Raw genomic sequence first — 15,871 nt, 5'->3', positions numbered from 1 at the left:
ACGACCACGTCGATAACGGTGGTTGGACACTGCGTCGCAAGCCTACCAAGAATGGCGGGATTTGCCAAAGTGGGACCATTGTCCCAGGCTGGCGTCGGGAGGAAATGATCCTCGAAAGCCTGTTTGTCGTCTGAAAGACTGGATTTTGGGATGGCGAGCGTCTAATCTGCCGCGTTGGCATTTCGTTTTTCGCATTCTGCATCGCCCGCCCATGGCCACCACGTCGGATACGATTGATTTTCTGGATCCACCTCAAAGCGAAGGGGAAATGGGACGTTTGGGGCCATACCGCGTCACCGAGCTGATCGGGCTCGGCGGAATGGGGCAAGTTTTTCGAGCCGAAGACACGCGACTCAAACGGACCGTTGCCTTGAAGGTCATGAATCGCAAGTTTTCCGCGACGCCTCACAGTCGCAAGCGATTCGTCGAAGAGGCGCGATCGATGGCGGCTGTATATCACGACAACGTGGCCACGATCTTCGAAGTCGGACAGCAGAAGAAAACACCTTTCATGGCGATGGAACTGCTCAAAGGGGCGACGCTCGAGCAGCTCGTCACCGGCGGCCGAAAATTCAGCTATCAAGAGATTATCGAGATCGCCAAACAAACGGCGCTCGGTCTCGACGCGGCGCATGAGCGGGGCATCGTTCATCGCGACATCAAACCGGCTAACCTGTGGATGCAATCCCCTCAAGAACGCATCAAGATATTGGACTTTGGCTTGGCGTTGGCGGGCACGGGCGTTGACGAGTTGTCAGCCGTCGGCAGCGTCGTCGGTTCGCTCGGCTATCTCGCCCCCGAGCAAGCGAGCAACGAACCGGTCGATGAACGCACCGATCTGTATGCCTTGGGAGTGGTCATGTACGAACTGTGCGCGGGCAAGTTGCCGCTGCTCGGCCGTAATGTTTCCTCGCAATTGGTCACGATCATCACGCAAGAGCCTGTGCCGTTGAGCGAGGTGGATGTCAACGTGCCGGAGCCGCTGGCGAGATTGATTACGCAATTGCTGATCAAGGATCCCGGGCAACGTCCGCCGACGGCGACGCGGTTGTACGAGCAGCTCGTCGAAGTCGCCCACGAGATCGAACATGGACAACAGAAACAGCTTGAGATCGATCTCGGCACATCCGATTCAGGAAAAGCGTCGCGGACGAAGTCGGCCTCAAAATCAGGTTCGAGGAAGGGAGTACCGACGCCCATCGCTGTGGAGGCCCCCGACGCCGACGATGCCGAATCGGATGACGAGTTGACGTTGGATGAAGAGGGTTCGAATTTTTTGAAATACTTAGCGATCACGACCGGCTTTTTGGCGTTGATCGCGATCGTCGCCTACTTCGCGTGGCAACCGCGCCGCGTCGCCCAAACCGTAACGGATCGAAACCTCGGTACGTCGACCGCATTGCCCGCCACGACCGGTGGCGGGGGGCCGCCGGCTTCCAAGGCTCCATCGAATGCCCCGGCGGCGAGCACCAACATCACGACGGACGCCTTGAAACCGCTGAAACTTACGCTGGGTAATGCGGGCAAACCGGCGACCACCAAGCAAGGCGACTATGCGGTTTTTGAGGTTCGCATCGTCAACCAAGCCGATTCGGTCAATTCCGACCCACGGGCGTTGTTTCAACGAGCCCCGACCGTAGCCCGAATCGAGTATCACGTAGAAAAAGATGGCAAGCGGATCAATGAAAACTTCGGATTTCCAAGAAAACTGGGGGCCAAGTTGATTCCCACCCCCGGCTCGGTTGACGGCGCACCGATCTCAATCCAGCTCCCGACGAATGCGTTAAATCCCGGCGATTACCAAGTGGTATTCGAATTGCAGACACCTTCGGGAGGTTTCGTCACCCAAACCGAAGCCGGTTTGAAAATCATCAACTCGAAATAAATCAAAATCTAAGGCGTGATAGGCTCGCCACAAACGGGCTTATTGGGGTTATGATAGCCATATGAGTGAACTCGCCACCTCGTCGACGGACAAAATGGGTCCAACCGCTGCCTCCTCCGGAGACCTTACCGGTTCGTCGGCTACGTGGTCCATCAAGTCGAGCAGTGTTCACTTGGCTCGCTCCAAACAAACCTGGACAGGGGCCGGCAGCGCCGCCGGTTACGTGCTGCGTTATCTCATCCCGATGCGTCGGTTGATGATCGATGTGGTCGGGGCCGAACGAGAGGCGGACCGGGCGTTGGCGATCTTGGTTGCGCATTTGGTGAAAGCTGGCTTCAGCGGTCACGACAAAGGAAAGTTGCGAGATTTCTTGGTGCGGGGCATTCGCTCGGCCGCGAAGGCTCGTTTCGACGAAGTCAAACAGGACATCGCCAACGGAGCCACCCACAACGGCAAGCCGATCCAACCGCCGGCCCCACCACGCGTCGAGGTCGCGCAGCTCGAATCGGCCGACTGGATCGGGTATTGGCGTGAGGGAATCCTTCAACGAGCATGGCGTGCGCTCGAACGTTACCAACACGCCTGTCGTCACGGACGCCGCGCCAACAACGAACTGGTTGCCGACGACGCGCCCGAAGAAGACCTGGTTCACGACGCGCTGAAAGTCGCGACGTCCTATCCGAAAGAAACCGTCGAGCTATGGGCAGGTCGAGTAGCTGCGATGGCCGGGCGGACCGTCACGCCGGACGAAGTCCGTGCCCAAATGGAATTGGCCCGCGTCCGATTCGCCCAACAGATCGCCGACGAGGTCGCGCAAACGTTGGAACATTCCGACCCCAAAGCCATCCACGCCGAAATCAAAACGCTGGGTTTGGCCAAAGCGTTCGCCGGCGTGAAAGTCTTGGCTTAAGTCGGATAGGCTCTTAGTCTGCTTTTAGCCATGTGATCGCGGTGGCGATCCCAGGATCGATCATTGATTGATAATGATCGCCATTAGGTGTGGTTTCGTAAGTCACGGCTTTGTTGGCGAGCTTTAACTTCGCCACAAATGCTTCGGCGTCCGCAATCGGCACGTTGCTGTCATCACGAGCGTGGAAGACCAAAACGGGACAATCGATCGTGGCGACGTGATTGCTCGGTGATGTCTCCCTGATAAATCCATCGATCCCTGGAAAGATGGTTTTCATGACGATGTTGGATGTCATGTCGCCCATTCTTGACTCCAGATCATACGCGGCGGCAAAAGCGACACAGCGATAGATACGAGGTTCGTGGGCGGCAAGCAGCAACGCGAGTGCCCCTGCCGAACTATGGCCGACGCAACTGATGCGATCGGGATCAACCATATTCAGACTTTTGGTGGCAAACTCCAACGCATTGCGGCCGTTGACGACTCCTGCCCCGGACGCCTTGAATGTGGGGTAGGCCTTGCCGATCAAGCCTGTCATTTCGTTTTCGTCGGCCATCTCAGCCCCCGTGGCCAAGCCGCCGTCGAGCGAATACTGAACGACGACAAAGCCAGCTTCGGCGTAGGGTAGTGTTTCGTCGGTGTAGCCATCGTGGGGTTGCAGGTCGACCCCGTGAAGCATCGGCGTGCCCGCCGGTGCGATCAAAACACATGGAAGCGAACGATCGGCGTGCTCACCCGCAGGCACGAAAACCCGCATCCGCATCTGTTGTCCCGGGATGACCGGATTGCCCGAAACATGCACGAAGTAGGATTTCACTCCCGAGTCAAAAGTGCGTTCGGGAGAACCGAGTGGCGGAAACTGGCCTGGCGGCATGGCCGCCTTAAGCGTCACGGCAATCGGAACAGGCTTGCCCCCGTCGATCCGCATCTTCAAAAACATGGCCGGCAAACCGCAGCACAGGATAGGCAATAGAAGCGTCACGCCGACGATGACCCAAACCCAAACAGGAATTCCGTTTTTGGATTTCGATGAATTCGCCTGGGCACCCGGGGCGGAACGGTAAACTGACGGCCCGTTCGAAACTGGACCCGGCAATCGCGGGCCTTGCCATGTGGAGCCTGCTGTTGGCGTTTGGGATTTGCTCGCTCGGGAGTGGGCCGGTGCGACGCCTGACGAGCCGGAAGGTTTCGTGCCGGGGTTGGCTCGATGCACCGCCGATGGTTGGCCGGTTTGCTGCGAAGTCGAACCGGTCCCGGAGAGTCGAAGCATCGCCCCGCAAGATACACATTTGACCTGCGAAGGAGTCGCCAGCGGAACTACTTTCATGCGTTGTTGGCATTGACGACAGCGAATCACAATGGGGGTGGACATAACGATGAAGCTTCAGGTTTGAGAATGTACGCAGGTCCGAGCTTTGATGGGTAAGCGTGCGATATCGCAAAACAAACTTAACGCGGCATCGATTCTTCGCCAAGTTGTACGGGAGTTCGAAACTCGCCGAGTTTCGCGTGCTTGAAATAGAAACGCAGAGTTCGCCAAGACGCAGAGGGCCGCCGCGAGAAGTCGCTGGCATCGGACCTGAATTTGCGAATCTCTGCGCCTCGGCGTGCTCCGCGTTATCGACCAACCGCTTGAATCGTAACGACCGATGTAAAGCCATGATTTGCGAATGGTGAGTAGCGTCATAGGAAGTTGATCGAAACTTCGAAGCACCATCTTTGTCGGAACATCGATTGAAGGAAGGAGACGCCTATCGAAGAAAACATGATGGCGTATCTTCGCGACATACCACTTCGGCAGCCCAGTATTTCGAGCGACCGCACCGACGTTGCTCCCGGCGTCGAGTCCTCTTACCCAGCGATATATGGATTACCCAGCGATATGTGGACTCCGCCTCTTTGAAGCTACGTATAGACGAGATCGATCTCGCGCCGGTATGTCGCGTCCTGTTTGGGGCGAGGATTTTTATTTGCTTCAGCTCATTGGCCCAACGGGCCGATCGTGGATGAGGCATGCACTTTTCTCATCGCAAACGCCGCCAGAATTAGCAAAACCAAAGCCTTCGAGGTTTCAGTGCTGGCGACTTTTAAGAACCTAGCCGTCCGCGACGGGCAGTGGAGCGATTGAAGGATTCAGCGGATGCTCCCAACCGCCAAGGTTTCCGGTAGGCTGAGTCGCACCAATAGCGGAGACCCGGCAAGCAACTGGAACCTTGAAATGAGGGTTTGGACGCGGGGTAGGGCAGGGTGGTTGGAAACGATCTGGACTTGGGAATGATTTCCTTGCTAGTGTCCGACTTGAGACAAATCGGACATTTTTAGGAAAGAAAGACCATTGATGCATTGGGTGATGCGTTATCGAGATCTGGTGCTGCCGATGGGCATCATCGGCTGCCTCGTGGTCATCTTGGTGCCGTTGCCGCCGTTCCTGATGGACTTGCTGCTGGCAACGAACATCACCGTCGGCGTGATCGTTCTGTTGACGACCGTCTACGTCACCACACCGCTTGAGTTCAGTATTTTCCCGTCGTTGTTGTTGGCAACGACGTTGGCCCGTTTGGTGCTCAACGTGGCCACCACGCGGTTGATTTTGACCAGCACCGAGAACGGCGATAGCGCGGCGGTGGGTGGCGTGATCCAAGGGTTCGGCGAATTCGTCGCCGGAGACCGGATCGAGATCGGAATCATTATCTTTGTGATCATCGTGTTGATTCAGTTCATCGTGATCACCAAAGGTGCGACGCGGATCAGTGAAGTCGCCGCCCGTTTCGCGTTGGACGGGATGCCGGGCAAACAAATGGCGATCGATGCCGATTTGAACGCGGGCATCATCGACGAGAAGGAAGCCCAACAGCGTCGTGAAGACATCGCCAACCAAGCCGACTTTTACGGAGCGATGGACGGTGCGAGTAAGTTCGTCCGCGGGGATGCGATCGCCGGGATCGTGATCACGATCGTCAACGTGGCAGGCGGTTTGTACATCGGCGTGATGCGATACGGGATGACGGTCAGTGATGCCGCCGAGCTATTTACGAAACTCACGATCGGTGATGGTTTGGTCAGCCAGGTGCCGGCGCTGTTGATATCGCTCGCGGCTGGTTTGCTGGTCACGCGAAGTGCTCGCAAAGCCAATCTGCCTGAACAGTTCATGCAGCAACTTTTCAGCAATCCGAAAGCCCTCGCGGTGGCGGGTGGTTTCTTGTCCTTGTTGATTTTGACCAACTTACCGACCGTTCCAATGGCGACGCTCGGGGCAGGGTGCCTCGGTCTGGCGGTCGTACTGAAACGGTCGCGATCCCAGGAAGCTCAGACCGAACAAGACGCCGAAGACGCTCAGGCGGCGGCCGCGGCGGCACCACCGGACAAACGTGTCGAAGACTTCCTCGCCGTCGACCCGATGGAATTGGCCATCGGGCTGGGCCTGTTGTCGTTGGCCGATCCGGCTCGTGGCGGTGATTTGATGCAGCGGATTACGGGTGTTCGCAACTCGATGGCCGGTGATATCGGTATCTTGTTGCCCAAGGTTCGCATCCGCGACGATATGAGCTTGGAAGACAATCAGTACGAGATCCGAATTGCCGGCAATCCCTTGGCGACCCAGCGGGTCCTGCCGGATCGCTTGCTGGCGATTGACAGCGGACACACGACCGGCGTGATCGAAGGCGAGCCGACACGCGACCCGACGTTCGGCGAGCCGGCCGTCTGGATCGATCCGATCCGCCGTGAACAAGCCGCGATTTATGGTTACACGACAGTCGAACCCGGCGCGGTGTTGGCCACCCATTTGCAAGAACTTGCTCGACGACACGCCGATGAGCTGTTGACTCGGGACGCGACCAAACACCTCGTCGACGAACTCAAGGAAGCCGCGCCGGCCGTCGTCGATGAACTGATCCCATCGTTGATGAAGATCAGCGAAGTGCAGCAGGTGTTGCAGATGCTGTTGCGTGAAGACGTGCCGATCCGGCAACTATCGATCATCTTGGAAACGCTAGGCGATCATGCGGGCAAGACCAAAGACCCGGTGTTCTTGAGCGAATATGTTCGTCATCGCTTGGCACGAACGATCAGCACACGTTACCGCGATGAATACGGTCAATTACACGTGATCGCGCTGGACCCGGCGATGGAAGATCGCATCGCGGCGGGTATCGAACATACCGAGCGTGGACTTTTCGTTCGAATGAGCCCACAGGCGGTGGACTCGACTTGCGAAAAAATCTCCGCCGGTGTTAAGAAGTTAATCACGCTGGGACATCACCCGGTTGTTTTGGTCAGTCCGCGGATCCGTCCGGGGCTTCGCCAAATCCTCGCTTCCTCGATGCCCCGCGTGCGTGTGTTGTCCTACAACGAGATTACACAGGATACGAAGATCCAGTCCCACGGCGTGGTGAGTGATTGATGTCCATCCGAACGTTTAAAGCAGCTAATCTGCAAGCCGCCCTCGCTGACATCCGGGAACAAATGGGACCGGATGCTTCGGTGTTGCACACGCGTCAGGTCCGCGACGGGTGGTTCGGTTGGCTCGGACGAACCCAGGTCGAGGTTACCGCCGGATTTCGCAATCCGACCGATGCGTCCAAGACCGTTGTTCGGCCGCCTCATGAAACGGCTCACGAAAGCCGCCCGCACGATTTCCGCTCGTTGGGTTCGGGCAACCTTGCTCACGCGGGCGACCGATATGGATTGTTGGACTTCCAATCGGGGCAGGGCAGGGCGGTTGTCTCGGGAAACCTCGGTGCATCGGCAGACGCGATCGACCCGTTGGAAATCAACCCTTTGGTCACGCCGCTGCGGCAAGCCGGCGTTGACGAAAAAGTCATCCGGCGCTGGCTCGCGTCGGCGTCCAGTTTCGCCGCAAACTTACACGGGCACGATCTCGAATCGATGGAACCGGCTCAGCGGCTTGAGCATTTGCAACGCGCCGTCGCCCGAGAACTGAATTTAGCGGGGCCGATCCGGACTCAACCCGGTGACCGACACGTCGTCGCATTGGTCGGACCGACTGGTGTCGGTAAAACGACGACGGTCGCCAAACTCGCCGCCGGATTTCGAATCGAAGCCCGACGTCGGGTGGGCCTATTGACGATCGACACCTATCGCATCGCCGCGGTCCAGCAACTCAAAGCCTACGCCGAGATCATGGATTTGCCGATGGCGGTGGTCGAGAAACCCGAGCAGATGCAATCGGCACTCGATTCACTCGGCGATGTCGATTTGGTTTTGATCGATACCGCCGGACGCAGTCCACGGAGCGACGCGAGGATCGACCAGCTGTCGGAGTACCTCCGCGCCGCCCGACCCGATGAAACACACTTGGTGCTCAGTGCGACGAGTTCGAGCGACAACATTCGGACAACGATTCGCGGATTTCAGCCCGTCGGTGCGACTTCGGTAATCTTGACCAAGCTCGATGAAACGCCGCATACCGCTGGGGTCCTGTCGGCACTCACGGCCAATGATCGTCATCGTGCGACACCGTTGAGCTACGTTACCAACGGACAACAGGTCCCCGACGACATCGCGGTCGCCGATGCGCCGCATTTGGTGACCTCGCTGCTGCCGGTCATGATCGGTGCCCTCGATGCATCGACGCATTTCCGTGAAGCCGCATGAGTCGGTTCACCAAGAACAAAAACATGGCATTTCAATTAAAGAATCAACGAACCCGGAGCCGATAACTTGAACTGACGCGGCACGTGACGAACAAAACTCACTTGAGTTTATTTTTGCATGGTCCGCTTACAGAATTTGGGAAACAAGACCCATCGCGGATTGGAAAACTCATGTCCGAAAGATTTCGGTGCTGAGCTTCCAAAACCGGAGTTCGGAGTTGACTCTTGATTAAGACGCTCGCTATTTCAATCGGTTCACTCGCGATGGGACTCGTCGTCCTGCGTGGTGTGATTCGAGGCGAATTAGCAGCCAGTGTTGCCGAAGAAGCGATCATTGTTCTGATCGTCTTTTTAGGAATCGGAGCCATCGCCGGCGCCATCGCTGATTATTTGATCCGCGACGCGGTAGAGAACTTGTATCGCAAACGTGTCCAATGGTATCGAGAAGGTGTCGCCGCCCTCAGCGACGAAGTGAACGCGACATCTCAAGATACTCAACCGAAGTAGGTTCAAGCCGAGGCAAGGTAGCCGAGGTTAGATCCGTCCACTTCAAACATTGTCAATCGAATTTCCATCGTTGGTTTGAACCAGCGATCAGTGATCATCATGGAGGATTCAATGCCCGCCGCCGCCACCGTCGACGAAGAAATTGCAAAAGTCTGGGATTCCTTCAAAGCCATTACCAAAGACCATCCTGACTACGAAGACCTTCGCAATCAGCTTGTCGAACGATACATGCCGTTGGTTCGCTACAACGGCGAACGCATTTGGCAACGTCTTCCTGACGGCGTCGAACTGGACGATTTGACCAGCGCCGGAACGTTCGGCTTGATGGACGCGATCGATGCTTACGACCGCGACCGCGGTGTGAAGTTTGAAACCTACTGCGTCCCTCGAATCCGCGGTGCAATGCTCGACGAGCTCCGGACGATGGACTGGGTCCCGCGACTCGTTCGCAGCAAGGCGAGCAAACTCGGCGTCGCCACCAAAACTTTGGAAACCAGATTGGGCCGTACTCCGACGGTTCAAGAGCTTTCCGACCATATGGAAATCGATGTCGACGAAGTCGAAAAGATGCAGACCGAAGCGAACGCCGTCGGCGTCGTGTCTCTCAATAAGAAGTGGTACGAAACGGACAGCTACAAGGACGTCCGTGAGATCGACATCCTCGAAGACAAAAAGGGCGAAGATCCCACTCGCCGTGTTCAAAAGAACGACTTGATGCGATTGGTCACCAAGGGACTCAACCGCAACGAACGATTGATCATCATTCTTTATTACTACGAAGAATTGACGATGAAGGAAATCGGCGCGACCTTGGATCTGTCGGAGTCGCGGGTCAGCCAAATGCACACGTCGATCGTCAATCGACTGCAACAACAACTCGGCGTCCGGCGTCTCGAGTTCGGGGCTTAGGTGTCGGTGACAGAGCAGGGCGGATGAATTAGAATCTTCGTCGCCCTTCACTCTTCACTCTTCACTGCCTTCTCAACCATGCGTATCGCCCATGTGATCACTCGAATGATCATCGGCGGTGCTCAAGAAAATACGCTGCTCAATTGCCAAGACCTCGTCGCCGATTTCGGTGATGAGGTCTTGCTCATTTGCGGCCCCGAGACCGGCCCCGAAGGCGACTTGTTGCAGCGTGCGTCGTCGCCGGACCGGGGCAGGGCAGGGCGTTTCGAATTCAATGGCGTGCAAGTTCGAATCATCGATTCGCTTCGCCGCGCGATCCATCCCGTCCACGACTGGAATGCGTCCGGCGAGCTGCGCCGCGTTTTGGCGGAGTTCCAACCCGACGTCGTGCACACCCACAGCGCCAAAGGCGGTCTGTTGGGCCGTTCGGTCGGCTGGGGATTGAATGTTCCGATGGTCGTTCACACGGTTCACGGGGCGCCATTTCACGAGTATCAGTCTGCCGCCGCGAGGCGATTCTTTGTCGCATGCGAACGGTGGGCGGCCCGTCGCTGTCACCGTCTGATCTCCGTTGCCGATGCGATGACGGATTTAATGGTCGACGCGGGCGTCGCCCCGAGAAACAAGTTCACCACGATCAGCAGCGGGATGGATGTTGAACCGTTCGTCAACGCACGCGAGCATCGGGATCGGATTCGCAAACAATACGGCATCGAAGACCATCACGTCGTCGTCGGGAAGATCGCCAGGTTGTTTCACCTCAAAGGACACGCAGACTTGGTGACAGCCGCGAGAAAAGTTGCCGACGAATACCCCAACGTGCGATTCCTTCTGGTCGGCGACGGCATCCTGCGGGAATCACTGACCAGGCAAATTGCAGATTTAGGGCTAACCGAGCATTTTATTTTCACGGGATTGGTTCCACCGACCCAGGTGCCAGAAATGATCGGCGCGATGGATTTGCTTGTCCATACTTCCTACCGTGAGGGTTTAGCGCGGGCCTTGCCACAAGCGTTGATCTCCGGCATACCCGCGATCAGCTATGACATCGACGGTGCGCGTGAAGTCGTGATCGATGACGAGACCGGTTACTTGGTCAACGCGGGCGACTTGAGTGGACTCGCCCGACGGATCAGCCAACTCGTCGGTGATGAAGGCCAACGGCAACGCCAGGGTAGGGCAGGGCAGTTGCGATTCACCGACCAATTCCGACACCAAACCATGACCCGAAAAATCCGAGACCTGTACCAGAAGTAGGCTGGGTCGCAGCGACAGCGGAGACCCGGCAAGAAGCAGCCATCGGTAATGGGTGCCCGCCGGGTGTTCGTCGCAAAGCCTCCTCCACCCAGCCTACCTAATGTAGGCTGGGTCGCAGCGATAGCGGAGACCCGGCAAGAAGCAGCCATCGGTAATGGGTGCCCGCCGGGTGTTCGTCGCAAAGCCTCCTCCACCCAGCCTACTAATGTAGGCTGGGTCGCAGCGATAGCGGAGACCCGGCAAGAAGCAGCCATCGGTAATGGGTGCCCGCCGGGTGTTCGTCGCAAAGCCTCCTCCACCCAGCCTACCTAATGTAGGCTGGGTCGCAGCGATAGCGGAGACCCGGCACGAAGCAGCCATCGGTAATGAGTACCCGCCGGGTGTTCGTCGCAGAGCCTCCTCCACCCAGCCTACCTAATGTAGGCTGGGTCGCAGCGATAGCGGAGACCCGGCAAGAAGCAGCTTTCGGTAATGAGTACCCGCCGGGTGTTCGTCGCAGAGCCTCCTCCACCCAGCCTACCTAATGTAGGCTGGGTCGCAGCGATAGCGGAGACCCGGCACGAAGCAGCCATCGGTAATGGGTGCCCGCCGGGTGTTCGTCGCAAAGCCTCCGCCACCCAGCCTACCTAATGTAGGCTGGGTCGCAGCGATAGCGGAGACCCGGCAAGAAGCAGCCATCGGTAATGAGTACCCGCCGGGTGTTCGTCGCAGAGCCTCCTCCACCCAGCCTACAGTTGCGCGAGCACTCGCCCGACGGTCTCGCTGGCTCGACCCCGGATCGTTTCGTCGAACGAGGGTGAGGCGGGGGTATCGTCCATGTTGATCTCGATCCGGCGACACGACGGCGGCGTCATGGAAACAATCCCCGCCGCAGGATAAACGAGGCCCGAGGTACCGATGGCGATGAATACATTCGCACGGGTCGCCGCCTTCTCGATTCGGTCCAGACCGATCGGGATTTCTCCGAACCACACGACGTGCGGCCGCAGCATCCCGCAGCGGGTTTCGTCGTCCGGGTCATCCGGGTGCGGCGTGGTTTCATCAAGATCTTCACGCCATGGATAGCACTCGAGCGTTTCAAGACACTGAGCCTTGAGCAGCTCGCCGTGCATGTGGAGCACGTTGTCGCTGCCGGCACGCTCGTGCAGATCGTCGATGTTCTGCGTCACCAACAAGAACTCGTCATCTTCGGAATCGGAAAGCCGCTTTTCGAATTCGGCCAGCGCGACGTGAGCCGCATTCGGTTGAATCTCGGGGCGGAGCAGGGCACGTCGCCGCTGGTTGTAGAACTCCTGCACGAGCGCCGGATTTCGAGCGAACGCGGCGGGCGTGGCGACCTCCTCGAATGCGTACCCCTCCCACAACCCGTTCGCGTCGCGAAACGTTGGGATGCCCGATTCGGCGGAAATTCCCGCTCCGGTCAGAATCAAAACGTTCATCGTGCTTCGCTCGTCTTGGTTGGAAGGTCCCGGCGGGCTTTCGGCCTACGGGTCGGTTGGACTATCATGCAGCCCGACCATTTTGCCTGATCGATGCGATCGATTCTTCCCCCGACGGCCAATCCCATGTCTAAATCCCGCGATTTTCTCGGTCCCTACCGACTCGCCCGATTGATCCGCATCGGCTCGACCGCAGAAGTTTGGGAAGCGGTCGACGACACCGACATGCAAAAAAAGCGTTACGCGTTGAAGATTTTACGACCGAATTACGTCAACGACAAAGCCGAGTTGGCCGCGCTGAAGCACGAATTCAACGTCGGCAAGGCGCTCAATAGCCCCCGGATTATCAAGGTCATCGACCATCAGACCGACAAAGGCCGGCCGTTTCTCGTGTTGGAATTGTTCAGCGAACTGAACATGAAACAGGCCCTTCGCCAAGGTCCGGATTCACTCGCGTTCATGCTCGACAAGATCATCGAGCAGGCCGCCGAGGGTCTCTATTACATGCACACCAAGAACTGGATCCACCGCGATATCAAGCCGGACAATTACTTGGTCGCCCGCGATGGCGAAACCAAGCTGATCGACTTCACGATCGCCGAACCCAAGCGGACCGGCATCAGCAAGCTGCTTTACAAAACGAAGAACATCCAGGGAACTCGCAGTTACATGTCACCTGAGCAGATTCGCGGAAAGCTTTGTGACGAACGCAGTGACCTGTACTCGTTCGGCTGCATGCTGTTCGAGATGACGACCGGCAAGCCGCCGTTCACCGGACAAACACCCAACGACTTGCTCTCCAAACACATCAACGCCTCGGTGCCCAGCGCCGTCGCTCATAACAAGAACGTCACCACCGAATTTGCCAATTTGATCAAGCGATTGATGGCAAAGAAACAAGACGATCGACCGCCGTCGGTTTGGGAATTCCTCAAAGAATATCGAACGCTCGAGATTTGGCGCAAGCGACCTCGCAAGCCGGACATCAGCGTGTTTGATGACATGGGCGGCACGAAGTCCGCCGAGGACTTGGTCAAGCGACCGACCGGGCCGACCGACGATTACGAAGAGGAAACCTAAACGATGGCTGGACCTGGACTCGAATTCGAATACGAGATTGCGGACCTCGAAGAGAAGATCGCATCACTCGAACGGACCACCGATCGCACCGCCGAAATCGAATCGGCGATCCGGTCGTTGCGATTGGCTCGCGCGACGAAGCTCAAAGAGACATACAGCTCGCTCGATCCGTGGCAGACCGTGCAGGTCGCGCGGCACAAAAACCGACCGTACACCCGCGACTATTTGAACTTGGCGTTCGATGAGTTTGTCGAATTGCACGGTGACAAGCATTTTGGCGACGACCGCGCCATGCTCAGCGGATTCGCTAAACTCGATCGATTCAAAGTAATGGTCATCGGTCACCAAAAAGGCAGAACCTACAAAGAACGCGCCGCTTGCCATTTCGGATGCGCCCACCCGGAGGGCTACCGCAAAGCGATGGTCAAGATGCGGATGGCCGAAAAGTACAAGCTGCCGATTATTTGCTTCATCGACACACCGGGTGCCTATCCGGGAATCGGAGCCGAAGAACGCGGCCAAGCCCAGGTGATCGCTGAGAGCATGTTTTTGATGAGTCGACTCAAGACTCCAATTATCTGTGTCGTGATCGGAGAAGGCGGCTCAGGCGGTGCGTTGGGCATCGGAGTCGGAGACCGCGTCGCCGTGATGCAACATGCCTACTACAGCGTGATCAGCCCCGAAGGCTGCGCCGGGATTTTGTGGAAGAGTCACGAGCACGCTCCCAAAGCCGCGGCCGCACTGCGGTTCACGAGCGACCATTTGAAGCGACTCGGGATCGTCGACGACGTGCTCGAAGAACCGCTCGGCGGCGCCCACCGCGACCATCACCAAATGGCGACTCGGATGAAGAGTTACCTGTCCCGTCAACTCGCTCAGCTCGAGTCGATCGGCGTCGAGGATCTGGTCAACGAACGCTATGAAAAGTATCGCCGCATGGGCGTGTTCTTGGAGCAGGCCGCCGAGCTGGCTGGCGAGGAAACGCAGCCAGTCTGAGCCCGTCGTCAGGCATTGCCGGCGACCGTAAACCACAGGATCCCTGGCCGGGGCAGCTAGGGCGGGCCGGATTTCAACCGCCCCGCAACGTCCGATAATGCCTCTTATGTTGTATTCGAGATGGCTGAGACACGTAGTTTAGCGTGTTGATCTGCATCGTAACCCGACGCGTCAGCGAGGGATCTCTTGCAGATCGTAACCCGACGCGTCAGCGAGGGCTCTCTTGCAGATCGTAACCCGACGCGTGAGCGAGGAATCTCTTGCAGTTGGATAAGGCCGATGAATCCCTCGCTGACGCGTCGGGTTACGATCAGGACAACGAGCCGGTCACGATGCAGTCCAAATCAATAGGCCGTCAGTGCCCCGGTTCATCGATTGGTTCCCCACGGCGGCGGCGTCAAAGCGTTTTTCCACTGCGGCGGCGATGGTGAATTGAGCGGCGGACTGGCCGGCAAATTGGGCACCGGCGACCAGCCGGGATTGGACTGTGGCGACCACTCCGGATACTGCGTCGAAGGTTGCGTCGGCCCTGTTGCCGGTGCTCCCGAAAACCAGGCGCCGCCGGCCGAAGCTGGTTGGTATTGTTCGTCGAATTGGTCCAGGTACGGGCGGACGACCGAGGAAAATTCCTCCGGCATAATCGCGCCGGACTGGTCAAGCAACCTCGCGATCCAGCCGCCCGAGCGACTGCGGACGATCGCGTCACGGACCGAATCGCCGAACAGCGTGACCGCGAAAAGCGTGATCAATGTGCACAGGATCGCGCCTTTGCCGAGTCCGAAGAGCGCACCGATTTGACGGTCAAATTCCTTCAACTTCATTCGATCGATCGTTCCGGCGATCATCCGGAAAGCCACCCAGATCACCAAAGACGTCCCGACGTACAAAATCAGCATCGCCAAGAACCGGTTCCACGGAGGCTCGGCGTGGATGTTTTCGCTGAACGGTTCCCGGTAATGGTAAGCGACTGCGTAGCTTCCGACGATCGAAGCGATCGAAGCGAGTTGCCAGGCGAATCCTTTAATCGCACCTAGCAGCATCGCGCCGATCAAAACGACTGCCATGATGATGTCGTAGGTCTGCACGATATCGAATTCGCGAGGAAGGACGATTGGAGGAAGGATCCCGCTTGTAGCAGAAAAAACGGAGCAGGGCGAAGATCAAATTTTTAAGCTAGATGCGGGCCGCCCGAAAATGCTACGGACTCGGGTTGATGTTCTGTGGATTGCCAGGTCTCCGCCGAAGCGGCTTCGACCCAGCCTACGACTCGCCG

12 protein-coding genes are annotated in these 15,871 nt (G+C 57.7%); 9 read left to right on the top strand and 3 right to left on the bottom strand.

Features of this window, described 5'->3' with window-relative positions; genetic code table 11:
* Positions 1-211 precede the first annotated feature (211 nt).
* Both Pla100_RS26210 and Pla100_RS26205 read left to right on the top strand, forming a co-directional pair.
* The gene (locus Pla100_RS26210) at positions 212-1,885 is read left to right on the top strand and encodes a serine/threonine-protein kinase (RefSeq protein ID WP_231603625.1); all 1,674 of its coding nucleotides are present in this window, start codon (positions 212-214) and stop codon (positions 1,883-1,885) included.
* Positions 1,886-1,946: 61 nt separating this feature from the next.
* Positions 1,947-2,795: a hypothetical protein gene (locus tag Pla100_RS26205; protein ID WP_146581623.1), complete on the top strand. Its 849-nt coding sequence runs from the start codon at positions 1,947-1,949 to the stop codon at positions 2,793-2,795.
* Between the two features lie 13 nt (positions 2,796-2,808).
* Here the strand turns inward: Pla100_RS26205 and Pla100_RS26200 are convergent, their stop codons facing one another.
* Positions 2,809-3,777: an alpha/beta hydrolase family protein gene (locus Pla100_RS26200; protein WP_231603624.1), complete on the bottom strand. Its 969-nt coding sequence runs from the start codon at positions 3,775-3,777 to the stop codon at positions 2,809-2,811.
* A 1,368-nt stretch (positions 3,778-5,145) separates the two neighbouring features.
* Here Pla100_RS26200 and flhA point away from each other — a divergent pair.
* The 5 genes from flhA to Pla100_RS26175 all read left to right on the top strand — a co-directional run bounded on the left by flhA (position 5,146) and on the right by Pla100_RS26175 (position 11,083).
* Positions 5,146-7,197, top strand: a complete 2,052-nt coding sequence (gene flhA / locus Pla100_RS26195) for a flagellar biosynthesis protein FlhA (RefSeq protein WP_146581682.1) — start codon at positions 5,146-5,148, stop codon at positions 7,195-7,197.
* Positions 7,197-8,411 carry a flagellar biosynthesis protein FlhF gene (locus Pla100_RS26190; protein WP_146581619.1) on the top strand — a complete coding sequence of 405 codons (1,215 nt, stop codon included), beginning with the start codon at positions 7,197-7,199 and terminating at the stop codon, positions 8,409-8,411. The genes flhA and Pla100_RS26190 overlap by 1 nt, the downstream gene beginning before the upstream one ends.
* Before the next feature lie 224 nt (positions 8,412-8,635).
* Positions 8,636-8,917 carry a hypothetical protein gene (locus tag Pla100_RS26185; protein WP_231603622.1) on the top strand — a complete coding sequence of 94 codons (282 nt, stop codon included), beginning with the start codon at positions 8,636-8,638 and terminating at the stop codon, positions 8,915-8,917.
* 90 nt (positions 8,918-9,007) lie between these two features.
* Positions 9,008-9,826, top strand: a complete 819-nt coding sequence (locus Pla100_RS26180; RefSeq protein WP_146581678.1) for a FliA/WhiG family RNA polymerase sigma factor — start codon at positions 9,008-9,010, stop codon at positions 9,824-9,826.
* A 78-nt stretch (positions 9,827-9,904) separates the two neighbouring features.
* A complete protein-coding gene (locus Pla100_RS26175; protein WP_146581616.1) occupies positions 9,905-11,083 on the top strand; it encodes a glycosyltransferase family 4 protein in 1,179 nt (392 codons plus the stop codon).
* Between the two features lie 728 nt (positions 11,084-11,811).
* On the opposite strand, the gene Pla100_RS26170 is transcribed toward Pla100_RS26175, so the two are convergent.
* Entirely contained in the window at positions 11,812-12,522 is a 711-nt protein-coding gene (locus Pla100_RS26170; protein WP_146581614.1) for an SIR2 family NAD-dependent protein deacylase, read from the bottom strand.
* 126 nt (positions 12,523-12,648) lie between these two features.
* On the opposite strand from Pla100_RS26170, the gene Pla100_RS26165 reads away from it, so the two are divergent.
* Positions 12,649-13,602 carry a serine/threonine-protein kinase gene (locus tag Pla100_RS26165; protein WP_146581612.1) on the top strand — a complete coding sequence of 318 codons (954 nt, stop codon included), beginning with the start codon at positions 12,649-12,651 and terminating at the stop codon, positions 13,600-13,602.
* Positions 13,603-13,605: 3 nt separating this feature from the next.
* Complete coding sequence (locus Pla100_RS26160) at positions 13,606-14,598, top strand: acetyl-CoA carboxylase carboxyltransferase subunit alpha (protein WP_146581610.1); 993 nt, start codon at positions 13,606-13,608, stop codon at positions 14,596-14,598.
* A 368-nt stretch (positions 14,599-14,966) separates the two neighbouring features.
* Here Pla100_RS26160 and Pla100_RS26155 read toward each other — a convergent pair whose 3' ends face one another.
* On the bottom strand, positions 14,967-15,683 hold the full coding sequence (locus tag Pla100_RS26155) for a CvpA family protein (protein WP_146581608.1): 717 nt from the start codon (positions 15,681-15,683) through the stop codon (positions 14,967-14,969).
* Between the last annotated feature and the right edge of the window lie 188 nt (positions 15,684-15,871).

Origin of the sequence: Neorhodopirellula pilleata, from assembly GCF_007859915.1 — a bacterium.
GTDB classification, from domain to species: domain Bacteria; phylum Planctomycetota; class Planctomycetia; order Pirellulales; family Pirellulaceae; genus Rhodopirellula; species Rhodopirellula pilleata.
This window is presented reverse-complemented; position numbering and strand designations above follow the sequence as displayed.

Bases quoted from the DNA above. Each gene is read 5' to 3' on its own strand.
- Pla100_RS26175 (WP_146581616.1), top strand. From the start codon at position 9,905: ATGCGTATCGCCCATGTGATCACTCGAATGATCATCGGCGGTGCTCAA.
- Pla100_RS26210 (WP_231603625.1), top strand. From the start codon at position 212: ATGGCCACCACGTCGGATACGATTGATTTTCTGGATCCACCTCAAAGC.
- Pla100_RS26165 (WP_146581612.1), top strand. From the start codon at position 12,649: ATGTCTAAATCCCGCGATTTTCTCGGTCCCTACCGACTCGCCCGATTG.
- Pla100_RS26160 (WP_146581610.1), top strand. From the start codon at position 13,606: ATGGCTGGACCTGGACTCGAATTCGAATACGAGATTGCGGACCTCGAA.
- Pla100_RS26170 (WP_146581614.1), bottom strand. From the start codon at position 12,522: ATGAACGTTTTGATTCTGACCGGAGCGGGAATTTCCGCCGAATCGGGC.
- Pla100_RS26205 (WP_146581623.1), top strand. From the start codon at position 1,947: ATGAGTGAACTCGCCACCTCGTCGACGGACAAAATGGGTCCAACCGCT.
- flhA (WP_146581682.1), top strand. From the start codon at position 5,146: ATGCGTTATCGAGATCTGGTGCTGCCGATGGGCATCATCGGCTGCCTC.
- Pla100_RS26190 (WP_146581619.1), top strand. From the start codon at position 7,197: ATGTCCATCCGAACGTTTAAAGCAGCTAATCTGCAAGCCGCCCTCGCT.